Here is a 19997-nt window from a genome sequence, read left to right as displayed (position 1 = left end):
TCTTTTTGTGAGAACGACGCTCCAGCACAAAGCTGTAATCTATTTAAGCTATGGTCTATTAAGCTATGGTCAACTTTCGTCCGATATTATTAGTGATAGGGTTAGTGTTATCAAAACTCGCCCTTTTCATGTACATCCCCACATTGGTTGCCTTCTTTACTGGCACCGGTGGCTTTCTCGAGTTTGGTCAATCGGTAGTGATCACGCACATTGTGGCGTTCATCTGCTTGAGCTTGGGCCGCTCCGCTAAGTTCCGACTTGGGGTGCGGGACATGTTCCTTATCACCTCTTTGGTTTGGACCATTGCCAGTGCCTTTGCTGCACTGCCGTTTGTCTTCATCAACCACATCAGCTTTACGGACGCCTACTTCGAAACCATGTCTGGTATCACCACGACGGGTTCAACCGTATTAAGCGGCTTAGACAGCATGGCACCAAGTATTCTGTTGTGGCGTTCTATACTGCAATGGTTAGGCGGTATCGGCTTTATCGTGATGGCGGTAGCGGTTCTACCAATGCTCAACGTTGGTGGTATGCGCCTGTTCCAAACTGAATCATCCGATTGGTCAGATAAAAGTAGCCCACGAGCGAAAACAGTCGCGAAGAACATCGTGGCGGTTTATCTGGTTCTGACTGGTTTATGCATCATTAGCTATTTGTTTGCAGGCATGGGCATCTTTGACGCGATCAATCACGCGTTCACAACACTGTCGACGGGGGGTTACTCAACCTCAGATGGATCGATGAACCACTTCTCCAACAGTGCTCACTGGGTGGGAACCCTGTTCATGTTCCTTGGCGGCCTGCCGTTCTTACTGTTTGTTAGCGCACTGCGAGGCCGAAAACTCTCAATCCTCTACAAAGACGCGCAAGTGAGAGGTTTCACGTACCTGTTCTTGGTCACCAGCGCCGTAATATCAACATGGTTGGTGGTTAGAGATGGCTACACTGTTATGGATGCGATGCGTGTTTCGATGTTCAACATCGTATCAGTCGTCACCACAACCGGTTTTGGCCTAGAAGACTTCACCGCCTGGGGTGCGCTGCCAACCACCTTGTTTGCATTCCTAATGATGGCGGGAGCTTGCTCGGGTTCAACCTCTGGCGGTATTAAAATCTTCCGTTTCCAGATTGCGATGACCATGCTTCATAAGCAAATGATGAAACTGATCCACCCGTCGGGTGTGTTTGTTCAACGCTATAACCAAAGACCCGTAAATGACGACATTGTGCGTTCACTGGTCGCATTTGGTTTGATGTTCTTTATTACGATTATCTTAATTGCAGGTGGCTTGAGCGCAATGGGGCTTGATCCCGTGACCAGTATATCTGGCGCTATCACAGCCGTTGCCAACGTTGGTCCTGGTATGGGCAGCGTGATCGGTCCAACCGGGAATTTTGCTCCACTGCCAGACGCCGCTAAATGGTTGCTAAGTTTAGGCATGCTAATGGGACGACTCGAGATACTGACGCTCATTGTTCTATTTTTCCCAGCCTTTTGGCGACGCTAATTCCGCGAATATTTAAGGAAACACAGATGAAATCATACGTACTTCTCGCTAGCGCATTGCTCGCAAACTCAGTATTCGCAAGTTCTGCCTTTGCTGATCAAATGGTCACATTGTCTGATGGTAAGCAAGTGTTACTAAAAGACGATTTTACTTGGCAGTATGTGAGTAACGCATCATCGAATGCAGAGTCAGCATTGACGAGTATTCCTGTAGCCAAAAACACACGCGGTACCACAATCAAGATTGGAGACACCAAGCCAAGCTTGCAGCTTTCCAAATCAGGTGTGGACGTTTTGATTGGGGCAGGACTCTACGAGAATGAACAGCTAATCTTACCTATTTCAGTCACTAACCAAAGCACAGAAGCCGTTGTGCTAGTTACGCTAAATATCACAGTCTACTCACCAACGGGTGAACTGCTGCATCAAGGCAGTATCAACACTTGGCAATCCATTAAGCGCCTTGCTGATACCTACCTTCGACCACAAACTTCGGCAGAAGGTAAATACTTAGCGATCGATGTTGATAAGTATCCTGAATATAAAATAGACGTGGAGATCACTGACGTTTCTACCCGTTAGGGGCATACCGGTTCAATCAAAACTAAACTGGTGTCACAAACAGATAGATAGCGAAGAAATGGCAAGCGCAGCCCGCCAATACAAACAAGTGCCAGATGGCATGGTTATAAGGGATGCGTTTTGCCACATAGAAAATCACACCCAGCGAGTAAATCACTCCGCCAACTGCCAGTAACACCAAACCACCTATATCGATATTCATCGCTAATTGATAAACAACTATCAAAGATAGCCAACCCATCGCTAGGTAAATGAACAGCGATAAACGCTTGAATCGATAAACGAAGGCTATCTTCATGATGATGCCCACCAGCGCAATCCCCCAGATCACCGCCATCAAACCCATAGCCAATGGGGTTCTTAAGCCCACTAAGAGAAACGGCGTGTAACTGCCTGCAATCAACAAATAAATCGCACAGTGGTCAAGGGTTTTGAGTAAGCGCTTGGTTTTCTCAGTGGTGATCGAGTGGTATAACGTGGAGGCGATAAAGAGCAGAATAATACTGCTGCCATACACCGCCATACTAGCAACAGTTAGCATGTCGGCTTGGTAATCAAACGCACGAATAAGCAGCAAGATCAGACCAACCACGCCGAGCACAACGCCCAAGCCATGGGTTATTGCATTAGCGCGTTCTTCGATGTCACTGTATTCGCTGGCTGATGATGCAGACATGAATATCCTACTAGAGTAAATGTTCGATTGACCCAGTATTGCACATTAAGCTTACACGTGTAAGCTTAAATTTTTATGACACCTTTTATGACACTAATAACGCCTGAAATATGAAATGAGGCTAAAAGATCCAAAACTAAATAACCAAAGAGTTAAATAAAGGATTATAGGAACTAAGAGGCGTTATCTAGATATTCAAGTACCATCTTGCCAGCATCTTGTGGTGAGGTATCCAGTGGCACACTCAATTGACGCTGTAGCTTACCAACGCCTAGCAAGCTAGCTAACATGCCTTTTGCACCATCGCGATTTCTATCAATCTCGAACCACAACTTCAGCTCTGTTTCATCACGATGAGCCACCACTTCCAATTCACGCCAACGGCCATGATAAGGACCCGTCGTCGGCACAAACTCAAACTCTTGTACAAACGGCAGTTCAAAGCCTTTGACCGCTTCACATTCCACTTGACGAATACGCAGGCCTTGAGCTTCAAGCTCGTCAAAAATACCATCGAGCAGTGGGTCGGGACGAACCGTTAAGGTGTCTTTATCCGATGGGTCAATCGCCATCGCAATATCCAACCCGGTTTCCAGCCATACCTTTGAATCACCAATCGTAACCGGTGTGTTCAGTGGCACATCAAACTCACATTCAAAGTCACGGGTTTCACCCGGTTGAATCACAAAGGCATACGGCAAGCTCCATTTTGCCAGCGAGTATGTCTGGTGCATTCGGCGTTTATGACCGCCCTCTTGCCCTTGCGAGTTCGCGGTAACTTCTTTGACGTAGCGACAGCATAAGTTGAGATCAATGTTATCGATCTCCTGCGGCTGAGCGCCTCCGTAGACATGTACAATAATGCTCGCCTTCTTACCTGGATAAAGCACTTCCTGTTGCAATACAGAATCCACCTTGGCAGATCCAATTCCAAAACTTGCTAACGTTTTCTTTAAGAACGACATATGCACCTCCTTTAAAGCATCATCTTAAGCCTGAAAGAGGTTCAAACTCAAATATACTGCTCACACTATTTTAGCTCTAATATCGTTTAATTATCACTCAGGCGTCGATCGATAACTTAGATAGTGATAATCTAACCCTTGATATGCATGCATATCATTATCCTGATTTATTTTTCGGATTGGCGAAAGCCAGACGAGTGACTCTTCAAGCAATTGAGGCGGAGCTCATGATAAATCAGGCCATTAGATTGGCAATGGATATGCCTGACCGTTAGGTAAATTAATGCGCCCAACAGCTGTCAGGTTCTCGCACACCAACCGTAGTGCGATGCGTCGTCGTAGTGGCTTTGTTGCTGCTCCAACGGCTAAGAAATTGGCTCCTACAATGACTCTCGTTGAGAAGGCTGCTTTATTAGCACCGACTGCAACAAAAGTAATTAAAGCCGCTTAACAAAAAGCGCAGTTTTTACTGCGCTTTTTTCTTGCCCGCTCCCATCTTGAAATGTGTTTACACATTGGTATTCCCTACCCGATTTGATACCTTAGCCACAAATCATTATAAAATTTGTGGAGAAATAAAGTATGAAGTGCCACCGCATTGAAGAACTGCTTGAACTGATGGAGCCTGAGTGGCAGAAAGATCAAGAGCTTAACCTATTAGAGTTCATCATTAAGCTATCAAAAGAAGCGGGCTACCAAGGTAAGCTTGAAGAGCTAACTGACGATGTTCTTATCTACCATCTAAAAATGCGTAATAGCGAAAAAGATGAAATGATCCCAGGCCTTAAAAAAGACCAAGAAGATGATTTCAAAACCGCAATTCTAAAAGCGCGTGGCCTTCTTTAGTCGCCTATTTATTTAGGGCTCAATTGCCGTATAGATAAAACACTCAATGTTTAAAAGCGACCACTCGGTCGCTTTTTTGTTTCTGTTCGCTATTTTTTCGTCACAACTGTTATGACTTTTGTTGTTAAAGGTTGATAGCGTTAAAGAAATGAGAACAAGATTGTCGCTATAATCGCCATCCATAAGAATCTTCTAAAATAATAAGAGTGAGTGCGATACCAACAAATGCACCAAGCTCAATTTCTACAGGTTCTCTAAACCATACTTTCAAGTAATGTCGTCATGCTCGAGTTAACCGGGCAAACAAGCCACAAAAAGGATAGTCCATGAGTCAGGATAAAATCGATATCAAAGATGTGACTCCTAAAACCTTTAACCCAAAAACACATAAAGGTAATGGAGATCGATTTAACCCAAGTAACCGAATCTATGTTCGAGAAAGCAAAGGTAAATTCCAACAACTTCGTCGTTACGGAGGTTGGTTCTTACTTTTACTTTTTGCGCTTATCCCATGGATCCCATTTGGTGAACGACAAGCGATCTTGCTCGATATAGGTAGCCAGCAGTTCAACTTCTTTGGCACCACGCTATACCCACAAGATCTAACGCTACTCGCTATCCTCTTCATGATTGCGGCGTTTGGCTTGTTCTTCATAACCACCTTCTTAGGGCGAGTCTGGTGTGGTTATTTATGCCCGCAAACCGTCTGGACCTTCATGTACATCTGGTTCGAAGAGAAACTGGAAGGTGCTGCCAATAAGCGAAGAAAACAAGACTCAGGCAAACTGACGAGCAATTTAATTCTCAGAAAAACTATCAAGCACATCGCGTGGTGGGCGATTGCGATTGCGACGGGCTTAACCTTTGTCGGTTATTTCATCCCAATCAAAGAGCTGGTGGTTGGCTTCTTTACCTTTAACTCGACTTTCTGGCCAGTGTTTTGGGTATTGTTCTTTGCTGGGTGTACTTATGCGAATGCCGGATGGATGCGTTCTATTGTTTGTCTGCACATGTGTCCTTACGCGCGTTTCCAATCGGCAATGTTCGATAAAGATACCTTCATCGTGGGTTACGACACTGAACGAGGTGAAAGCCGCGGCCCTCGCTCTCGTAAAGCCGATCCAAAAGAACTTGGTCTAGGCGACTGTATTGACTGTAATTTATGCGTTCAAGTGTGCCCAACGGGTATCGATATTCGTGACGGTCTGCAATACGAGTGTATTAACTGTGGCGCGTGTATTGATGCTTGTGACAACACCATGGAACGTATGGGTTATGAGAAAGGTCTGATCAACTACACCACCGAACATAGGCTTGAGGGGCACTCAACCAAGGTGATGCGTCCTAAGCTCTTGGGCTATGGCGTAATACTGATCGTTATGTTGGGGCTGTTTTTCGCACAAATCGCGAGTGTTGATCCTGCAGGCTTAAGCGTTCTGCGCGATAGAAACCAACTATTTAGAATCAATAGCCAAGGGCTTGTCGAAAATACTTACAACTTAAAAGTCATCAACAAGACTCAGCAAGAGCAAGAGTACAAACTTGATGTCAGCGGGCTGCCGGATTCTATCTGGTACGGTAAACAAACGATTACCGTAGACCCAGGTGAGGTTTTAAACCTTCCTATCAGTTTGGGCGTCGATCCAGAAAAACTGAGCTCACCAGTTTCGACAATTCAGTTTATACTCTCGGATAATGAAGAGTTTACGATGAAAGTCGAAAGCCGCTTTATCAAAAAGCTCTGATACCAGTCACCTTAGTGCTAGGTATAACAACCCAATAAATGGAAAAAGGCTCAGTAATGAGCCTTTTTTATTCTATGACGATGCAAGCCTTTAACTTTGATAACCTGACTCCTGACTTCATGTGGTACGCACTGGAGAGTATTGGAGTCCGTGCTGAATCCGGGCTTCTCGCTCTCAACAGTTACGAAAATCGAGTGTATCAATTCACCGATGAAGACCGTAAACGCTACGTCGTTAAGTTTTATCGTCCGCAGCGCTGGAACAAAGCACAGATCCAAGAAGAGCATGACTTCGCACTCGAGCTTATCGAACAAGAGATGCCAGTTGCACCTCCAATGCGAATCAATGGCGCAACCTTACATGAATATCAAGGCTACCTATTTGCCTTATTTGAAAGTGTTGGTGGCAGACAGTACGAAGTCGACAATCTAGACCAATTGGAAGGCGTTGGACGTTTTCTTGGGCGTATTCATAAAGCCAGCGCAGGAAGAACATTCCAGCATCGCCCGACCATCAGCTTAGACGAATACCTTTATCAACCACGTAAAATTCTAGAGAACTCTCAGTTTATCCCGACACACCTAGAGAACGCGTTCTTCAATGATGTCGACCTTCTGATCAAAGAGCTAGAGAGCCAGTGGCCAAGCAATATTGAAAATATCCGCCTGCATGGTGACTGCCACCCTGGCAATATCTTATGGCGTGACGGGCCAATGTTCGTCGATCTTGATGACGCACGTAACGGCCCTGCGATACAAGATTTGTGGATGCTGCTTAACGGCGAGCGTCAAGATAAGCTAATGCAACTGGATATTCTGCTAGAGAGCTATCAAGAATTTTGCGATTTTAATACCGCGCAACTGAAACTAATCGAACCACTACGCGGTCTACGTATGGTGCATTACATGGCATGGTTGGCGAAACGATGGAACGATCCTGCATTTCCTCTAGCCTTCCCATGGTTTAATGATCCAAAATATTGGGAGCAACAAGTACTTGCTTGTAAAGAGCAAATTGCTACCCTGCAAGAGCCACCACTTTCGTTAATGCCTCAGTGGTAACAGCAATCGCAACACAACTAGATAAAAATTCAAACATAATGGAGATTGGATAAATGAAAAAGCTATTCGCATTTTTCTCATTGATCATGTTGAGCCTTTCAGCTCACGCTGCGAAATTTAACGAAGGTGAACACTACAAAGTTCTCGATCTAGAAGCATCAAAAAAACCAATGGTGACAGAGTTCTTCTCTTTCTACTGCCCACACTGTAATAGCTTTGAACCAATCATCCAGCAGCTAAAACAACAGCTACCAAAAAACGCTAAGCTACAGAAGAACCATGTTTCATTCATGGGTGGCAACATGGGTCTGCCAATGAGCAAAGCTTACGCAACCATGATTGCCCTGAAAGTTGAAGATAAAATGGTGCCAGTGATGTTTAACCGCATCCACACCATGAACAAGCCACCACGCGATGAAGAAGAATTGCGTCAAATCTTCCTAGACGAAGGCGTTGATGCTAAGAAATTCGATGCGGCATACAACGGCTTTGCAGTCGACTCTATGGTTCGCCGCTTCGACAAAGCATTCAAAGACAGCGGTCTTTCTGGTGTTCCTGCGGTCGTCGTTAACAACCGCTACCTAGTCGACGCTCAAGGTATCAGCTCTCTCGATGAATACTTCGAGCTCGTTAACTTCCTACTTAAGAAGTAACGTATTGATTAAAGGAAGCTTCGGCTTCCTTTTTTGCACTAGTTCAAAAATATTCATAGATAAACAATCATCCTGAAAACGTTGTGCTTTACTGATATTAATATCCAGTCCTAAGAACTGGTAGGCAAGGAGCCTTTGAATGAAAATAAAAATAACGCTTTTGGCACTGAGCATTGCAGCCTCTCCTGCTTTTGCCAAGCTTGCAGACGAACAAGGTTTCAGTGGTGAAATATCGATTAATACAGGGGTTACCTCTTCCACCTCAAACTTTAATACCGATGCAGATAGCACCATTTCGTCCATTAACCAGAAAGCCTCATCTGAGAGCTCATTTCTTATCGCTCCTTTGGGTAGTATTGCTTACACCTTTGGCGAAAAATTAAATCACCAGGTATACACAGGTACAACTCGTGATGACGTAGCAACAGGTACTGTGGTGCTTGAATTGGGTTATAAATACCAACTAGAGTCAGGCATGACCATCGACGCTTCACTTCTGCCGACTGTCATGTCTGGTGAGACTTGGGCCGATCCGTACAACACCACTTCAGGTCGCACCAAAACGGATGAAACAGGCAATGCCTTTCGTGTGAAACTAAGTAGCATTGCGGGGTCTGCTTTCTCGTTAGACATGGCCTACGCCACCAAAGATGTGGAAGATGATCGGGTTAGAGAAGAATTACAGCGTGATGCCAATACTTTCTACCTGAAAGGTCAGTACCGTCAACCAATCAATCGCACCATGATGTTAGTACCATCATTGATTTACCAATCAAGGGATGCCGACGGTAACGCTGAGTCTTACGAACAGTTTGGTGGTGAAGTGAGTCTATTTGGTGGCATAGGCCGCCACCAGTACGCTCTGACAGCGGGTTATAATCAACGTTCTTACGACGCAAGTAACCCAATCTATAATAAAAAACGCAGCGACGATAATATCAACCTTTTTGCCGCCTATGAGTATGAGCAATTCATGGATTGGGAAAACTGGTCGTTTATTTCTCTAGCCGGTTATGGTGTCAGCGATTCGAACATTACTTTCTACGATGAGTCGCAATACATCGTCTCAGTCGGCCTGAACTACAAGTTCTAGTTAGGCATCACTGATCGCTAATAACCATTAGTTCATAACAACTGGTTCATAACAACGAAAGCCTACGTAAAAAGCAGGCTTTCTTGTTTCTATACCAATCACAGTAAATAAATGACCCGTTGTTTACTACGATTGGTATGACTACACCGCTTGAGCCGTAAGTTGCTTCAACAATCGATCCATTGCTCGGTAGCCAAGCGCTTCCGATAAGTGCTTCTTTTCAATCTGTTCGTTACCGTCTAGGTCTGCAATGGTTCGCGCTACCTTGATGATTCGATGATAAGCACGAATTGATAAACCTAATCGATGCAGAGCCGTTTCCAGAAATTCTGCATCCTCACGCCTCAATGGGCAGTACTTTTCAATTTCTCGGCTACCTAACAGTGCATTCGATTTATGGTTTCGAGATAACATCAACTCGCGAGCCTGCTTAACCCTTTGCTTAACGACTTGAGTGGTTTCACCACGGTCACCACCTTCGGCTAACATCCCTTTAGGCAACAGAGGGATCTCTAATGACATATCGAACCTATCCAGTAATGGCCCCGATAATCGATTGAGATAGCGCAATATGATCTGCGAATTAGCTCGCGCTTGATTGCCTTCGTAATAACCTGTTGGGCTAGGGTTAAGTGCACCAACTAATTGAAAGCGAGCAGGAAAGCGAGTTTTACCCGCAACACGGGAGATAATGATTTCACCCGACTCTAGTGGCTCTCGCAGTGAATCAAGCACCTTACGCTCAAACTCTGGCATCTCATCAAGAAACAATAAGCCGTTATGCGCCAAAGAGATCTCTCCGGGGCGAGGTATCGAGCCACCACCGACCAATGCTGCCATCGAACTCGAATGGTGTGGGGAACGGAAAGGTCGTTGCTTCCAGTTGTATTGATTGATCTCTTGCTGCGTTAAAGAGGCTACCGACGCGGTTTCCATCGCCTCGCCGTCACTCATTTCGGGCAACAAATCGCGCAATCGAGACGCCAACATGGTTTTTCCAGTTCCGGGCGGGCCGAGAAAAAGCAGGTTATGGTTGCCCGCTGCGGCGATCTCCAGTGCTCGCTTACCTTGTTGCTGGCCAATAATATCTTGTAAGTCACGATTATCAGACACATCTACATGATGATGCTCGGTTCGATATAAACCAAGCTGAGCCTGGCCACACATATCAGCGCAAACCTCCAACAAGGTTTGTGCAGATTTATGCGCTCCCTTGCCAACTAAGGCCGCCTGATCACCGTTATGGTGCGGAACCACTAAGCATCGTTCAACGCTATCGGCGGCTAACGTCGCTGGCAACACGCCCTTTACTGAACGCAACTCTCCGGACAACGCCAACTCACCGATAAATTCATGTTGAACTATTTTTGATGTAGGAAGCTGATCGGACGCCACCAAAATCCCAAGCGCAATTGGCAGATCGAAACGTCCTCCCTCTTTGGGTAAATCTGCAGGTGCAAGGTTGACCGTGATTCTTTTCGATGGAAATTCAAAGCGAGAATTGATGATGGCACTCCTTACTCGATCTTTAGATTCCTTGACCGTCGTTTCAGGTAGACCCACCAGCGTAAAACCGGGCATTCCGTTGCTAATATGCACTTCCACAGTCACTTCTGGTGCCTCTACACCCACACTAGCTCGGCTATGAATTATTGCGAGTCCCATAACTTTCCTTTGTCTTTGATTTAAAAGTATTCACTCTGGATATTCATTGCTCACCAAAGCCATAAGGTTGTTATATAGCGTGGTGGAATGGTGTTTTAATGTGAAAAAAGAATGACATTTTCCTTGTCATGCAGCAGATTTGTGTGATAACACTAGAGATGTAGACATTTACTTAAGACAATAAACGAGAAAACTCGAACTTTATGACATTTAACGCTCGCATTTACGCACTGATTAACCTGATTATCGTAGTCATTATTGAGACTGCGCGGGGGCGAGTGGGAAAAAAGTAACCACGAATTAGAAAAAACCCCCGCACTGAAAAGTCCGGGGGTTTTTTCTAATTTAGACATTCGATTTTATATTTTGAAACATTTTCGGCTTTGCCGATTTACAGGAAGAATGGGAGCACAAGATGTGCAGAGACAATGGAAACAATTACCAAAACAAAGGTAATACGGAGGAATTACGATGAAAGGCGCAGAACTGGTCGTATCCGCACTCAAGCAACAAGGCATTGAGACCGTATTTGGTTACCCTGGCGGTGCCATCATGCCAATCTACGATGCACTCTATGACGGCGGGGTTGAACATATCCTATGTCGCCATGAGCAAGGCGCTGCAATGGCCGCTATCGGTATGGCTCGAGCAACGCAAGACGTCGCTGTTTGTATGGCAACCTCAGGCCCGGGTGCAACTAACCTAGTCACAGGTCTTGCTGATGCTTTTATGGATTCCATCCCACTCGTAGCGATCACTGGTCAAGTTGCTAGTTCCCACATTGGTACCGATGCATTCCAAGAAATGGATGTGATTGGTATGTCTCTGTCATGTACTAAACACAGCTACCTTGTTACCGATATTGAAGATCTTGCGCCGACATTGGCTGAAGCATTTATCGTTGCAAAAGCAGGGCGTCCCGGTCCGGTTATTGTCGATATCGCTAAAGATGTTCAACTAGCAGAGTCCCCTGTAAAAATTCTTCCTGAATTTACACCCCCCGCAATTCCTGTAGTGACAACGGATGCTATTGAGCAAGCTCAGTACTTCTTGTCTCAAGCGACTCGTCCTGTTTTATACGTAGGTGGTGGCGTTCAACTGGCGAAAGCAACCGATGCTGTTCGTGAGTTTTTACGTCTAAACCCAATGCCTGCAGTAAGCACACTAAAAGGCTTAGGCACCATTGAACGTGACGACCCACACTACTTGGGTATGCTGGGTATGCACGGCACCAAAGCCGCTAACCTAGTGGTTCAAGAAAGTGACCTGTTGATTGTTGTTGGCGCTCGTTTTGATGACCGAGTAACCGGCAAGCTCGACACCTTTGCACCGCACGCTAAAGTTATCCATATTGATATCGATGCGGCAGAGTTCAGTAAACTACGTCTTGCCGATGCACCAATTCGTGGTGACATCAACAAGATCATGCCTCAACTGGAGCTAAGCCAAGACATCTCTTCTTGGGTTCATCACTCCGAAGGCCTTCGTAGCTCATTCAAATGGCGTTACGACCACCCTGGCGACCTTATCTTCGCACCTCTGTTGTTGAAACAACTGTCAGACATGATGCCTGCGAGTTCTATGGTTTCGACCGATGTTGGCCAACATCAGATGTGGGCAGCTCAACACATTCAGCCACGCGATCCACAAAACTTCATCACTTCAGCGGGCTTAGGCACTATGGGCTTTGGCCTACCTGCAGCCATGGGTGCATCGGTTGGTCGTCCTAATGACCAATCTATACTTATCTCAGGTGACGGCTCGTTCATGATGAACATTCAAGAGCTTGGTACGCTGAAGCGTCGCCAAATCCCAGTAAAAATGGTGCTGCTTAACAACTCGCGCTTAGGCATGGTTCGCCAATGGCAATCGCTGTTCTTTGATGGCCGACACAGTGAAACCATCTTGGATGACAACCCGGATTTCGTCATGCTAGCGAAAGCATTTGATATCCCGGGCAAAACCATCACGCGTAAAGAAGAAGTAGAACCAGCACTGAAAGAGATGCTAGAGAGCAAAACCGCTTACCTACTTCATGTTCTTATCGATGAAGAAGAGAACGTATGGCCACTAGTACCGCCAGGTGCTTCAAACAGTGAGATGTTGGAGAACACATAACATGAAAAGATACCTATTAGACATCAAAGCCGATGATAAGCCTGTACTACTAGAGCGTGTTCTTCGTGTTATCCGCCACCGTGGCTTTATTGTTAAGCAAGTAGCTGGCACTCAAAACCACGAAAGCAAAGTGGCGAGTGTTGAGATCATTGTCGACAGTGAGCGTCCGATCTCTTTCTTGGTAAACCAAATCGAAAAACTGTGGGATGTGCGTACCGTTGACGTTATCTCGATCAGCCGTAATGAATTGCCAAACAACAACTTACAACAAAAGATAAACGCATAAGGAACCGCTAACATGACAGCTAAAACAGCAGACTATATTTGGTTTAATGGTGAGATGGTTCCTTGGGCAGAGGCGAACGTTCACGTCCTGACTCACGCAATGCACTACGGTACTTCTGTGTTTGAAGGTGTTCGTTGCTACAACACACCAAAGGGTCCGGTTATCTTCCGTCACCCAGAGCATGCTAAGCGCCTAAAAGACTCAGCAAAAATCTACCGCTTCCCTATTCCTTACACTGAGGAAGAAATTATGGATGCGACTCGCGAAACGCTACGCCAAAATAAGCTAGAGTCAGCGTACATCCGCCCTCTCGGCTTTGTCGGTAACGTTGGCTTAGGTGTTTGCCCGCCTGAAAACACAGAGATGGATCTGATCATCGCTGCTTTCCCTTGGGGTTCTTACCTAGGCGAAGAAGCGCTAGAAAACGGCGTTGATGCGATGATTTCTAGCTGGAACCGTGCCGCTCCAAACACTATCCCAACCGCAGCAAAAGCCGGTGGTAACTACCTATCTTCACTACTGGTTGGTGGTGAAGCTCGCCGTCATGGTTACGATGAAGGCATCGCACTGAGTGTTGATGGTTACCTTTCAGAGGGTGCAGGTGAGAACATCTTTGTGGTACGTAACGGCGTACTATCAACGCCACCAGCGACCAGCGCAATTCTGCCGGGTATCACTCGTGATTCGATCATGACACTAGCAAAAGACATGGGTTATGAGATCCGTGAGGAGAACATTGCTCGTGAAGCACTATACCTTGCCGATGAAGTATTCATGACAGGCACAGCTGCCGAAATCGTTCCGGTTCGCAGCGTAGACAAAATTACAGTAGGTGAAGGCAAACGCGGTCCTATCACTGAAAAAGTTCAAGCGGCTTACTTTGGTTTATTCAATGGCACGACTGAAGATAAGTGGGGCTGGTTAGATTATGTTTACCCAGCAGACCAAACTTCAGCAAACCAAACGCAAACAACTAAGTAAGCAACAGCCAAATATTTTATAAGGATTTAAGCAATGCCAATCTATCGTTCAGCAACGACTACCCACGGACGCAACATGGCTGGTGCGCGCGCTTTATGGCGTGCAACTGGCGTTAAAGATGATGACTTCGGTAAGCCGATCATCGCGGTTGTAAACTCGTTCACTCAATTTGTACCAGGCCACGTTCACCTTAAAGACATGGGTCAACTGGTTGCGGGTGAAATCGAGAAAGCCGGCGGTATCGCTAAAGAATTCAACACCATCGCAGTCGATGATGGTATCGCAATGGGCCACGGCGGTATGCTGTACTCACTGCCATCACGTGAGCTTATCGCAGACTCGGTAGAGTACATGGTCAATGCACACTGTGCAGATGCGATGGTGTGTATCTCTAACTGTGACAAAATCACTCCGGGAATGATGATGGCAGCAATGCGCCTTAACATCCCAGTGATCTTTGTATCAGGCGGTCCAATGGAAGCAGGTAAAACCAAGCTTTCAGATCAAATCATCAAGCTCGACCTTGTTGATGCGATGATTCAAGGCGCCGATCCAACGATTTCAGACGAGCAAAGTGAGCAAGTAGAACGTTCTGCATGTCCAACCTGTGGTTCATGTTCAGGTATGTTCACAGCAAACTCAATGAACTGTCTAACAGAAGCACTTGGCCTATCTCAGCCGGGTAACGGTTCAATGCTGGCGACGCACGCAGACCGCGAAGAACTGTTCATCAATGCCGGTAAGCGCATCGTTGATCTAACCAAGCGTTACTACGAGCAAGACGACGAGTCAGCACTGCCACGCAACATCGCAAACCGCGCTGCTTTCGATAATGCGATGGCGCTTGATATCGCAATGGGTGGTTCTAGTAACACCGTTCTTCACCTTTTAGCAGCCGCTCAAGAAGGCGACATTGATTTCGATATGGATGATATCGATGCGATGTCTCGCCGTGTACCACACCTATGTAAAGTGGCACCTTCAACACCGAAGTACCACATGGAAGACGTTCACCGTGCTGGTGGCGTAATGGCTATCCTTGGTGAACTTGACCGTGCAGGTCTATTGAACAACCAAACTCGCACTGTGCTTGGTCTAAGCATGCAAGAGCAACTTGCTCAGTACGACATCATGCAGACAGAAGACGAAGCCGTGCTTAAGTTCTTCCGTGCTGGCCCTGCGGGCATCCGTACAACTAAAGCTTTCTCACAAGATTGCCGTTGGGATCGCCTTGATGACGATCGCAAAGAAGGTTGTATTCGCACTAAAGAAAACGCATTCAGCCAAGAAGGCGGCCTAGCGGTACTTTCAGGTAACATCGCGGTTGATGGTTGTATCGTTAAGACCGCGGGTGTTGATGAAGAAAACCTTAAATTCCAAGGCCCTGCTATCGTATTCGAAAGCCAAGATACGGCAGTAGACGGCATCTTAGCGGGTAAAGTAAAAGCCGGCGAAGTGGTTGTTATTCGTTACGAAGGTCCTAAAGGTGGTCCGGGTATGCAAGAGATGCTCTACCCAACGACTTACCTAAAATCTATGGGGCTAGGAAAGTCGTGTGCGCTTCTAACTGACGGACGTTTCTCTGGTGGTACATCAGGCCTGTCTATCGGTCACGCATCTCCAGAAGCTGCAAGTGGCGGTGTGATAGGTCTAGTAAACACTGGCGATATCATCACTATCGACATCCCTAGCCGCTCAATCACACTTGATGTGCCAGAAGCAGAGCTTGAAGCACGTCGCGTTAAACAAGATGCACTAGGCTGGAAACCAGAAAACCGTCAGCGTGAAGTGTCTTTCGCACTGAAAGCTTATGCAAGCATGGCGACCAGTGCCGACAAAGGCGCTGTACGTGATAAGTCTAAACTTGAGGGCTAACTATGAGTGATGACACCTCCAGCCCCCAAAAACAAACTGGCGCAGATTATCTGCGTCAGATCCTGAGAGCGCCGGTTTACGAAGCGGCAATCGTGACACCTCTGCAGGATATGCCACGTTTAAGCGCGCGCATTGGTAATCAGGTTCAGCTTAAACGAGAAGACCGTCAGCCGGTGCACTCGTTCAAGCTACGTGGTGCCTACAACATGGTATCAAGCCTTTCTGAACAACAGAAAGCCGCAGGTGTGATTGCTGCATCGGCAGGTAACCATGCTCAAGGTATGGCGCTGTCCGGTTCTAAGCTTGGTATTCAGACCACGATTGTGATGCCAAAAACGACGCCGGATATCAAGGTTGATGCGGTACGCGGATTTGGTGGTAACGTGGTTCTGCACGGCAGTAATTTCGATGAAGCAAAAGCGGAAGCGGAACGCCTATCGGCTGAACATGGCTTCACCTTTGTACCTCCTTTCGATCACCCACTGGTGATTGCAGGGCAAGGTACTATGGGCATGGAGATGCTGCAGCAAAACGGTCACATGGATTATATCTTTGTGCCGGTTGGTGGTGGTGGCTTAGCCGCTGGTGTTGCAGTGCTTATCAAACAACTGATGCCAGAGATTAAAGTGATTGCGGTAGAGCCTGAAGACTCAGCTTGCTTGAAAGCAGCACTGGATGCGGGTGAACCAGTGGTACTGGATCAGGTCAGCATGTTTGCTGATGGTGTTGCGGTTAAACGCATTGGTGAAGAAACCTTCCGTCTTTGCCAACAGTACATTGATGGTCATATTACAGTCTCTAGCGATGAAATCTGCTCTGCGGTAAAGGACATATTTGAAGACACCCGTGCAATTGCTGAGCCTTCAGGAGCGCTTGCTCTGGCAGGCCTTAAGAAGTTTGCAGAACAAAACCAACTGCAAAATAAGCAACTAGCAACGGTACTTTCTGGTGCGAACACCAACTTCCACGGTCTGCGTTATGTCTCTGAGCGTTGTGAATTGGGTGAGAAGCGAGAAGGTCTACTTGCGGTGACTATTCCAGAACGACAAGGTGCGTTCCTAGAGTTCTGTAACATTATTGGTGGTCGAGCGGTGACTGAGTTTAACTACCGCCACAACGACGAAAGCCTCGCGAATATCTTCGTTGGTGTACGTCTACAAGGTGGACAAGAAGAACTCGAACACATCATCAATGACCTACGTGAGGGCGGCTACCCAGTTGTCGACTTGTCTGATGACGAGATGGCAAAGCTGCACATTCGTTACATGATTGGCGGTAAACCATCGAAGCCATTGAAAGAACGTCTTTACAGCTTTGAGTTCCCTGAATACCCAGGGGCATTGATTAAATTCCTTGATACCTTAGGGACTCACTGGAATATCAGCTTGTTCAACTATCGTAACCATGGTGCTGATTACGGTCGCGTGCTGTGTGGTTTTGAGCTTGGTGATGACGATTTGGCTCAGTTCTCTACGCACTTAGAAGAACTCGGCTACCAATGCAAAGATGAAACCGATAACCCTTCCTACAAGTTCTTCTTGTCATAAGAGTTAACGACCGAATCAAAAAGAGCGAGTATTTACTCGCTCTTTTTATGGGCGAGACTAAAACCTAACCCGAATGATCTTCAACGGATCACATCATTAGATCGCTTTGCGATGATCCAACCAATCTTGGTGAAGCTGTTCACTCGATCCTAAATACTTAACCATCCACTCGATCAACTTATGGTTGTCGTCTTTACGCCACACTAAGCAGCAATGACTCTGCGGGCTTGGCTCAGGTAATATTTTTTCTACCAGCAAACCTTGCTCAATAATAGGTGCGGCGATATGCCTTGGCATGTAACCCACCCCTACACCATTTTTAAGGCATTCTATTGCGCTGTACCAATTAGGCAATAGTAGACGTCTCTGACTTGCATAATGGCCAGTGTGACGCTTAGGCAGCACGCTGGAGGTATCATCCAAACATATTGCTGGGTATTGACTGACAAAGGCTTCATTAAGGTTTTGCTCTCGCACACACGGGTGACTGGGTGACATCACAAATGCCCAATCTAACCGCCCCATATCCTTAACTTCAAAGTCACCACCAACCGGAATCGCCGAGGTTGCACCAATCACGACATCCGCCCTGCCCTGTGCAATGGCTTCCCAAGAGCCGTTAAACACTTCCATGTTAATCTGCAGCTCAGCGAACTCAAAGGTTTGATAAAACTCTTCAATCATAGGCTTCATCTTGTCGAGCTTAACCACGTTATCAAGCGTTAGGCGCAAGGTTTTCTTCCAACCACGCGCTGCTCGGCGAGTCTGGGCACTGAGTTCTTCCATCTGTCTCAGCAGTTGACGAGCCTCTTCAATAAACAGCTCTCCTGCAGGTGTCAGCTCTACTTTTCTTGGTAAGCGTCTGAAAAGTAGAACATCAAGCTCTTGCTCTACCTGCCTAACCCCATAGCTGATCGCTGAGGGCACTTTGTGCAACTGTTCAGCAGCTGCGGTAAAACTACCCAAGCGCGCCACAGTGTCGAGCATTTCTAACGAGGATTTAGAGAACATAAGCCTTCAAATTTTTTGATTGATAACCACATATTTTAGCGTTTTATTTTATCAGGTCTGAAAAATAGAATGTCAGCATAAATAAACAGGGGCTTTCACTTCTGTATATCAAACAATTTTTTTGATGATAAAAACATCATTACCTTTAGTTTAATGGCATCTTATGAATATTTCTAAATTTCAATTAGTCTACCTTGCAGTTCTTTCAATGCTTGGCTTTATTGCGACTGATATGTACCTTCCTGCATTTAAGGCAATGGAAGTTGATTTCGCAACTGGCCCAGAGCAAATTGCTCTGTCTCTAACTGTATTCCTTGGTGGTATGGCACTAGGTCAGCTTCTTTGGGGTCTCGCAAGTGACAAGTATGGTCACCGCAACACGCTGGCAGTCGGTCTAGTAATATTCACCGCAGCTTCATTTGGCTTAGCATTCAGTACCGAAGTATGGCATCTACTGACACTGCGCTTCATTCAAGCGATCGGTGTATGTGCGCCTGCGGTAATTTGGCAAGCCATGGTTATCAAGCGTTACTCTCAGAGCAGTAGCCAGCAAATTTTTGCTACTATCATGCCTCTAGTAGCGCTATCTCCAGCATTAGCACCTCAACTGGGTGTGTTGCTAGCAGACAGCTTTGGCTGGCACAGTATCTTCATTACATTGACTTTGATGGGCGCACTACTAATTGCAACAACAATGGCTCAACCAAAAGAAGCGCCTGAAGTAAAACAGACATCGATTAAGACAGACATCAAGATGTTGATAAAATCAAAACCTTACATGGGTAATGTTTTAATGTTTGCTTCGGCATCTGCAGCGTTCTTCGCTTACCTAACGGGTATGCCAGAGATAATGGCTCAGCTAGGTTATGAAGCAAAAGACATCGGTTTGAGCTTTATCCCACAGACAATCGCGTTCATGGCGGGTGGTTATTTCGGTAAGCAAGCGGTGAAGAAATATGGCGATGGCGTTGTACTAAGAAATCTTATCGGTTTGTTCAGCGTTGCAGCGATGCTTATCTTCATTGCGTCACAGTGGGAGCTGACGTCAATCTGGCCTCTGCTTGCGCCTTTCTGTTTGATTGCTGTAGCAAACGGTGCACTTTACCCAATAGTAGTAAACCGTGCTCTATCAAGTGCTAAGCAAAGCCCAGCAACAGCTGCTGGCCTACAAAACAGCCTGCAAATCAGTATCAGTGGCCTATCAAGTGCATTGGTCGCGGCAATGGCTAGCCAAGCACTAAGCGCAACGGGTATCGCGGTTGTGATTTGTTTGGGTGCATTGTGGGTTGGCTATATTGTTTCGAACAAAGAGCTTTCTGAACACTTCGCGACACCAGACAACTCTCGAGTGGTCGCTGACGAGAAACAAGACTAGTTTCTAGG

At 46.3% G+C, this 19997-nt stretch carries 18 protein-coding genes; 14 read left to right on the top strand and 4 right to left on the bottom strand.

Annotation, left to right across the window (positions count from 1 at the left end; all coding sequences use genetic code 11):
- The first annotated feature begins 65 nt into the window (after window positions 1-65).
- Both ACED42_RS07610 and ACED42_RS07605 read left to right on the top strand, forming a co-directional pair.
- Window positions 66-1511 (top strand): TrkH family potassium uptake protein, encoded by a 1446-nt coding sequence (locus ACED42_RS07610; protein ID WP_017077319.1) that lies wholly within the window; start codon window positions 66-68, stop codon window positions 1509-1511.
- Window positions 1512-1537: 26 nt separating this feature from the next.
- The gene (locus tag ACED42_RS07605; protein WP_371702039.1) at window positions 1538-2092 is read left to right on the top strand and encodes a DUF3157 family protein; all 555 of its coding nucleotides are present in this window, start codon (window positions 1538-1540) and stop codon (window positions 2090-2092) included.
- 22 nt (window positions 2093-2114) lie between these two features.
- On the opposite strand, the gene ACED42_RS07600 is transcribed toward ACED42_RS07605, so the two are convergent.
- Window positions 2115-2768, bottom strand: coding sequence for a hemolysin III family protein (locus ACED42_RS07600; RefSeq protein WP_009848101.1), 654 nt, complete (start codon window positions 2766-2768; stop codon window positions 2115-2117).
- Between the two features lie 173 nt (window positions 2769-2941).
- Window positions 2942-3733 carry a sporulation protein gene (locus ACED42_RS07595; protein ID WP_371702037.1) on the bottom strand — a complete coding sequence of 264 codons (792 nt, stop codon included), beginning with the start codon at window positions 3731-3733 and terminating at the stop codon, window positions 2942-2944.
- 283 nt (window positions 3734-4016) lie between these two features.
- Between ACED42_RS07595 and ACED42_RS07590 the strand changes: the two genes are divergently transcribed.
- The 6 genes from ACED42_RS07590 to ACED42_RS07565 all read left to right on the top strand — a co-directional run bounded on the left by ACED42_RS07590 (window position 4017) and on the right by ACED42_RS07565 (window position 9131).
- Complete coding sequence (locus ACED42_RS07590; RefSeq protein WP_009848103.1) at window positions 4017-4184, top strand: hypothetical protein; 168 nt, start codon at window positions 4017-4019, stop codon at window positions 4182-4184.
- A 131-nt stretch (window positions 4185-4315) separates the two neighbouring features.
- The gene (locus tag ACED42_RS07585; protein ID WP_009848104.1) at window positions 4316-4579 is read left to right on the top strand and encodes a YihD family protein; all 264 of its coding nucleotides are present in this window, start codon (window positions 4316-4318) and stop codon (window positions 4577-4579) included.
- A 326-nt stretch (window positions 4580-4905) separates the two neighbouring features.
- Entirely contained in the window at window positions 4906-6324 is a 1419-nt protein-coding gene (ccoG, locus tag ACED42_RS07580) for a cytochrome c oxidase accessory protein CcoG (RefSeq protein ID WP_017098109.1), read from the top strand.
- Window positions 6325-6398: 74 nt separating this feature from the next.
- Window positions 6399-7385: a serine/threonine protein kinase gene (locus ACED42_RS07575; RefSeq protein ID WP_009848107.1), complete on the top strand. Its 987-nt coding sequence runs from the start codon at window positions 6399-6401 to the stop codon at window positions 7383-7385.
- A gap of 53 nt (window positions 7386-7438) precedes the next feature.
- Window positions 7439-8038, top strand: coding sequence for a thiol:disulfide interchange protein DsbA/DsbL (locus tag ACED42_RS07570; RefSeq protein ID WP_371702035.1), 600 nt, complete (start codon window positions 7439-7441; stop codon window positions 8036-8038).
- Between the two features lie 139 nt (window positions 8039-8177).
- Complete coding sequence (locus ACED42_RS07565) at window positions 8178-9131, top strand: DUF2860 domain-containing protein (protein ID WP_371702033.1); 954 nt, start codon at window positions 8178-8180, stop codon at window positions 9129-9131.
- 141 nt (window positions 9132-9272) lie between these two features.
- On the opposite strand, the gene ACED42_RS07560 is transcribed toward ACED42_RS07565, so the two are convergent.
- Window positions 9273-10796: a YifB family Mg chelatase-like AAA ATPase gene (locus ACED42_RS07560; protein ID WP_371702031.1), complete on the bottom strand. Its 1524-nt coding sequence runs from the start codon at window positions 10794-10796 to the stop codon at window positions 9273-9275.
- A gap of 471 nt (window positions 10797-11267) precedes the next feature.
- On the opposite strand from ACED42_RS07560, the gene ilvG reads away from it, so the two are divergent.
- From ilvG to ilvA, 5 genes are read left to right on the top strand one after another with little or no spacing between them, the layout of a single operon-like run.
- Window positions 11268-12914 (top strand): acetolactate synthase 2 catalytic subunit, encoded by a 1647-nt coding sequence (gene ilvG, locus ACED42_RS07555; RefSeq protein ID WP_017096608.1) that lies wholly within the window; start codon window positions 11268-11270, stop codon window positions 12912-12914.
- Between the two features lies 1 nt (window position 12915).
- The gene (ilvM, locus tag ACED42_RS07550) at window positions 12916-13200 is read left to right on the top strand and encodes an acetolactate synthase 2 small subunit (RefSeq protein ID WP_009848112.1); all 285 of its coding nucleotides are present in this window, start codon (window positions 12916-12918) and stop codon (window positions 13198-13200) included.
- Between the two features lie 12 nt (window positions 13201-13212).
- Window positions 13213-14181 carry a branched-chain amino acid transaminase gene (locus tag ACED42_RS07545; RefSeq protein ID WP_017103133.1) on the top strand — a complete coding sequence of 323 codons (969 nt, stop codon included), beginning with the start codon at window positions 13213-13215 and terminating at the stop codon, window positions 14179-14181.
- A 33-nt stretch (window positions 14182-14214) separates the two neighbouring features.
- Window positions 14215-16056, top strand: a complete 1842-nt coding sequence (gene ilvD / locus ACED42_RS07540) for a dihydroxy-acid dehydratase (RefSeq protein ID WP_009848114.1) — start codon at window positions 14215-14217, stop codon at window positions 16054-16056.
- A gap of 2 nt (window positions 16057-16058) precedes the next feature.
- Window positions 16059-17603 (top strand): threonine ammonia-lyase, biosynthetic, encoded by a 1545-nt coding sequence (ilvA, locus tag ACED42_RS07535; RefSeq protein ID WP_017099679.1) that lies wholly within the window; start codon window positions 16059-16061, stop codon window positions 17601-17603.
- A 96-nt stretch (window positions 17604-17699) separates the two neighbouring features.
- On the opposite strand, the gene punR is transcribed toward ilvA, so the two are convergent.
- The gene (punR, locus tag ACED42_RS07530) at window positions 17700-18614 is read right to left on the bottom strand and encodes a DNA-binding transcriptional activator PunR (RefSeq protein ID WP_012605101.1); all 915 of its coding nucleotides are present in this window, start codon (window positions 18612-18614) and stop codon (window positions 17700-17702) included.
- Window positions 18615-18777: 163 nt separating this feature from the next.
- Here punR and punC point away from each other — a divergent pair, with 163 nt between their 5' ends.
- On the top strand, window positions 18778-19989 hold the full coding sequence (punC, locus tag ACED42_RS07525; protein ID WP_017099678.1) for a purine nucleoside transporter PunC: 1212 nt from the start codon (window positions 18778-18780) through the stop codon (window positions 19987-19989).
- Window positions 19990-19997 lie beyond the last annotated feature (8 nt).

This window comes from Vibrio sp. FF145 (assembly GCF_041439075.1).
Classification (GTDB): domain Bacteria; phylum Pseudomonadota; class Gammaproteobacteria; order Enterobacterales; family Vibrionaceae; genus Vibrio; species Vibrio tasmaniensis_A.
The sequence above is the reverse complement of the archived record's forward strand: the minus strand, read 5'-3'. Positions and strand labels throughout refer to the sequence as shown.

Bases quoted from the DNA above. Each gene is read 5' to 3' on its own strand.
- ACED42_RS07600 (WP_009848101.1), bottom strand. From the start codon at position 2,768: ATGTCTGCATCATCAGCCAGCGAATACAGTGACATCGAAGAACGCGCT.
- ACED42_RS07570 (WP_371702035.1), top strand. From the start codon at position 7,439: ATGAAAAAGCTATTCGCATTTTTCTCATTGATCATGTTGAGCCTTTCA.
- ACED42_RS07575 (WP_009848107.1), top strand. From the start codon at position 6,399: ATGACGATGCAAGCCTTTAACTTTGATAACCTGACTCCTGACTTCATG.
- ACED42_RS07595 (WP_371702037.1), bottom strand. From the start codon at position 3,733: ATGTCGTTCTTAAAGAAAACGTTAGCAAGTTTTGGAATTGGATCTGCC.
- ilvG (WP_017096608.1), top strand. From the start codon at position 11,268: ATGAAAGGCGCAGAACTGGTCGTATCCGCACTCAAGCAACAAGGCATT.
- ACED42_RS07605 (WP_371702039.1), top strand. From the start codon at position 1,538: ATGAAATCATACGTACTTCTCGCTAGCGCATTGCTCGCAAACTCAGTA.
- ACED42_RS07610 (WP_017077319.1), top strand. From the start codon at position 66: ATGGTCAACTTTCGTCCGATATTATTAGTGATAGGGTTAGTGTTATCA.
- ccoG (WP_017098109.1), top strand. From the start codon at position 4,906: ATGAGTCAGGATAAAATCGATATCAAAGATGTGACTCCTAAAACCTTT.
- ilvD (WP_009848114.1), top strand. From the start codon at position 14,215: ATGCCAATCTATCGTTCAGCAACGACTACCCACGGACGCAACATGGCT.
- ACED42_RS07585 (WP_009848104.1), top strand. From the start codon at position 4,316: ATGAAGTGCCACCGCATTGAAGAACTGCTTGAACTGATGGAGCCTGAG.
- punC (WP_017099678.1), top strand. From the start codon at position 18,778: ATGAATATTTCTAAATTTCAATTAGTCTACCTTGCAGTTCTTTCAATG.
- ACED42_RS07590 (WP_009848103.1), top strand. From the start codon at position 4,017: ATGCGCCCAACAGCTGTCAGGTTCTCGCACACCAACCGTAGTGCGATG.
- ilvA (WP_017099679.1), top strand. From the start codon at position 16,059: ATGAGTGATGACACCTCCAGCCCCCAAAAACAAACTGGCGCAGATTAT.
- ACED42_RS07560 (WP_371702031.1), bottom strand. From the start codon at position 10,796: ATGGGACTCGCAATAATTCATAGCCGAGCTAGTGTGGGTGTAGAGGCA.
- ACED42_RS07565 (WP_371702033.1), top strand. From the start codon at position 8,178: ATGAAAATAAAAATAACGCTTTTGGCACTGAGCATTGCAGCCTCTCCT.
- ACED42_RS07545 (WP_017103133.1), top strand. From the start codon at position 13,213: ATGACAGCTAAAACAGCAGACTATATTTGGTTTAATGGTGAGATGGTT.
- ilvM (WP_009848112.1), top strand. From the start codon at position 12,916: ATGAAAAGATACCTATTAGACATCAAAGCCGATGATAAGCCTGTACTA.
- punR (WP_012605101.1), bottom strand. From the start codon at position 18,614: ATGTTCTCTAAATCCTCGTTAGAAATGCTCGACACTGTGGCGCGCTTG.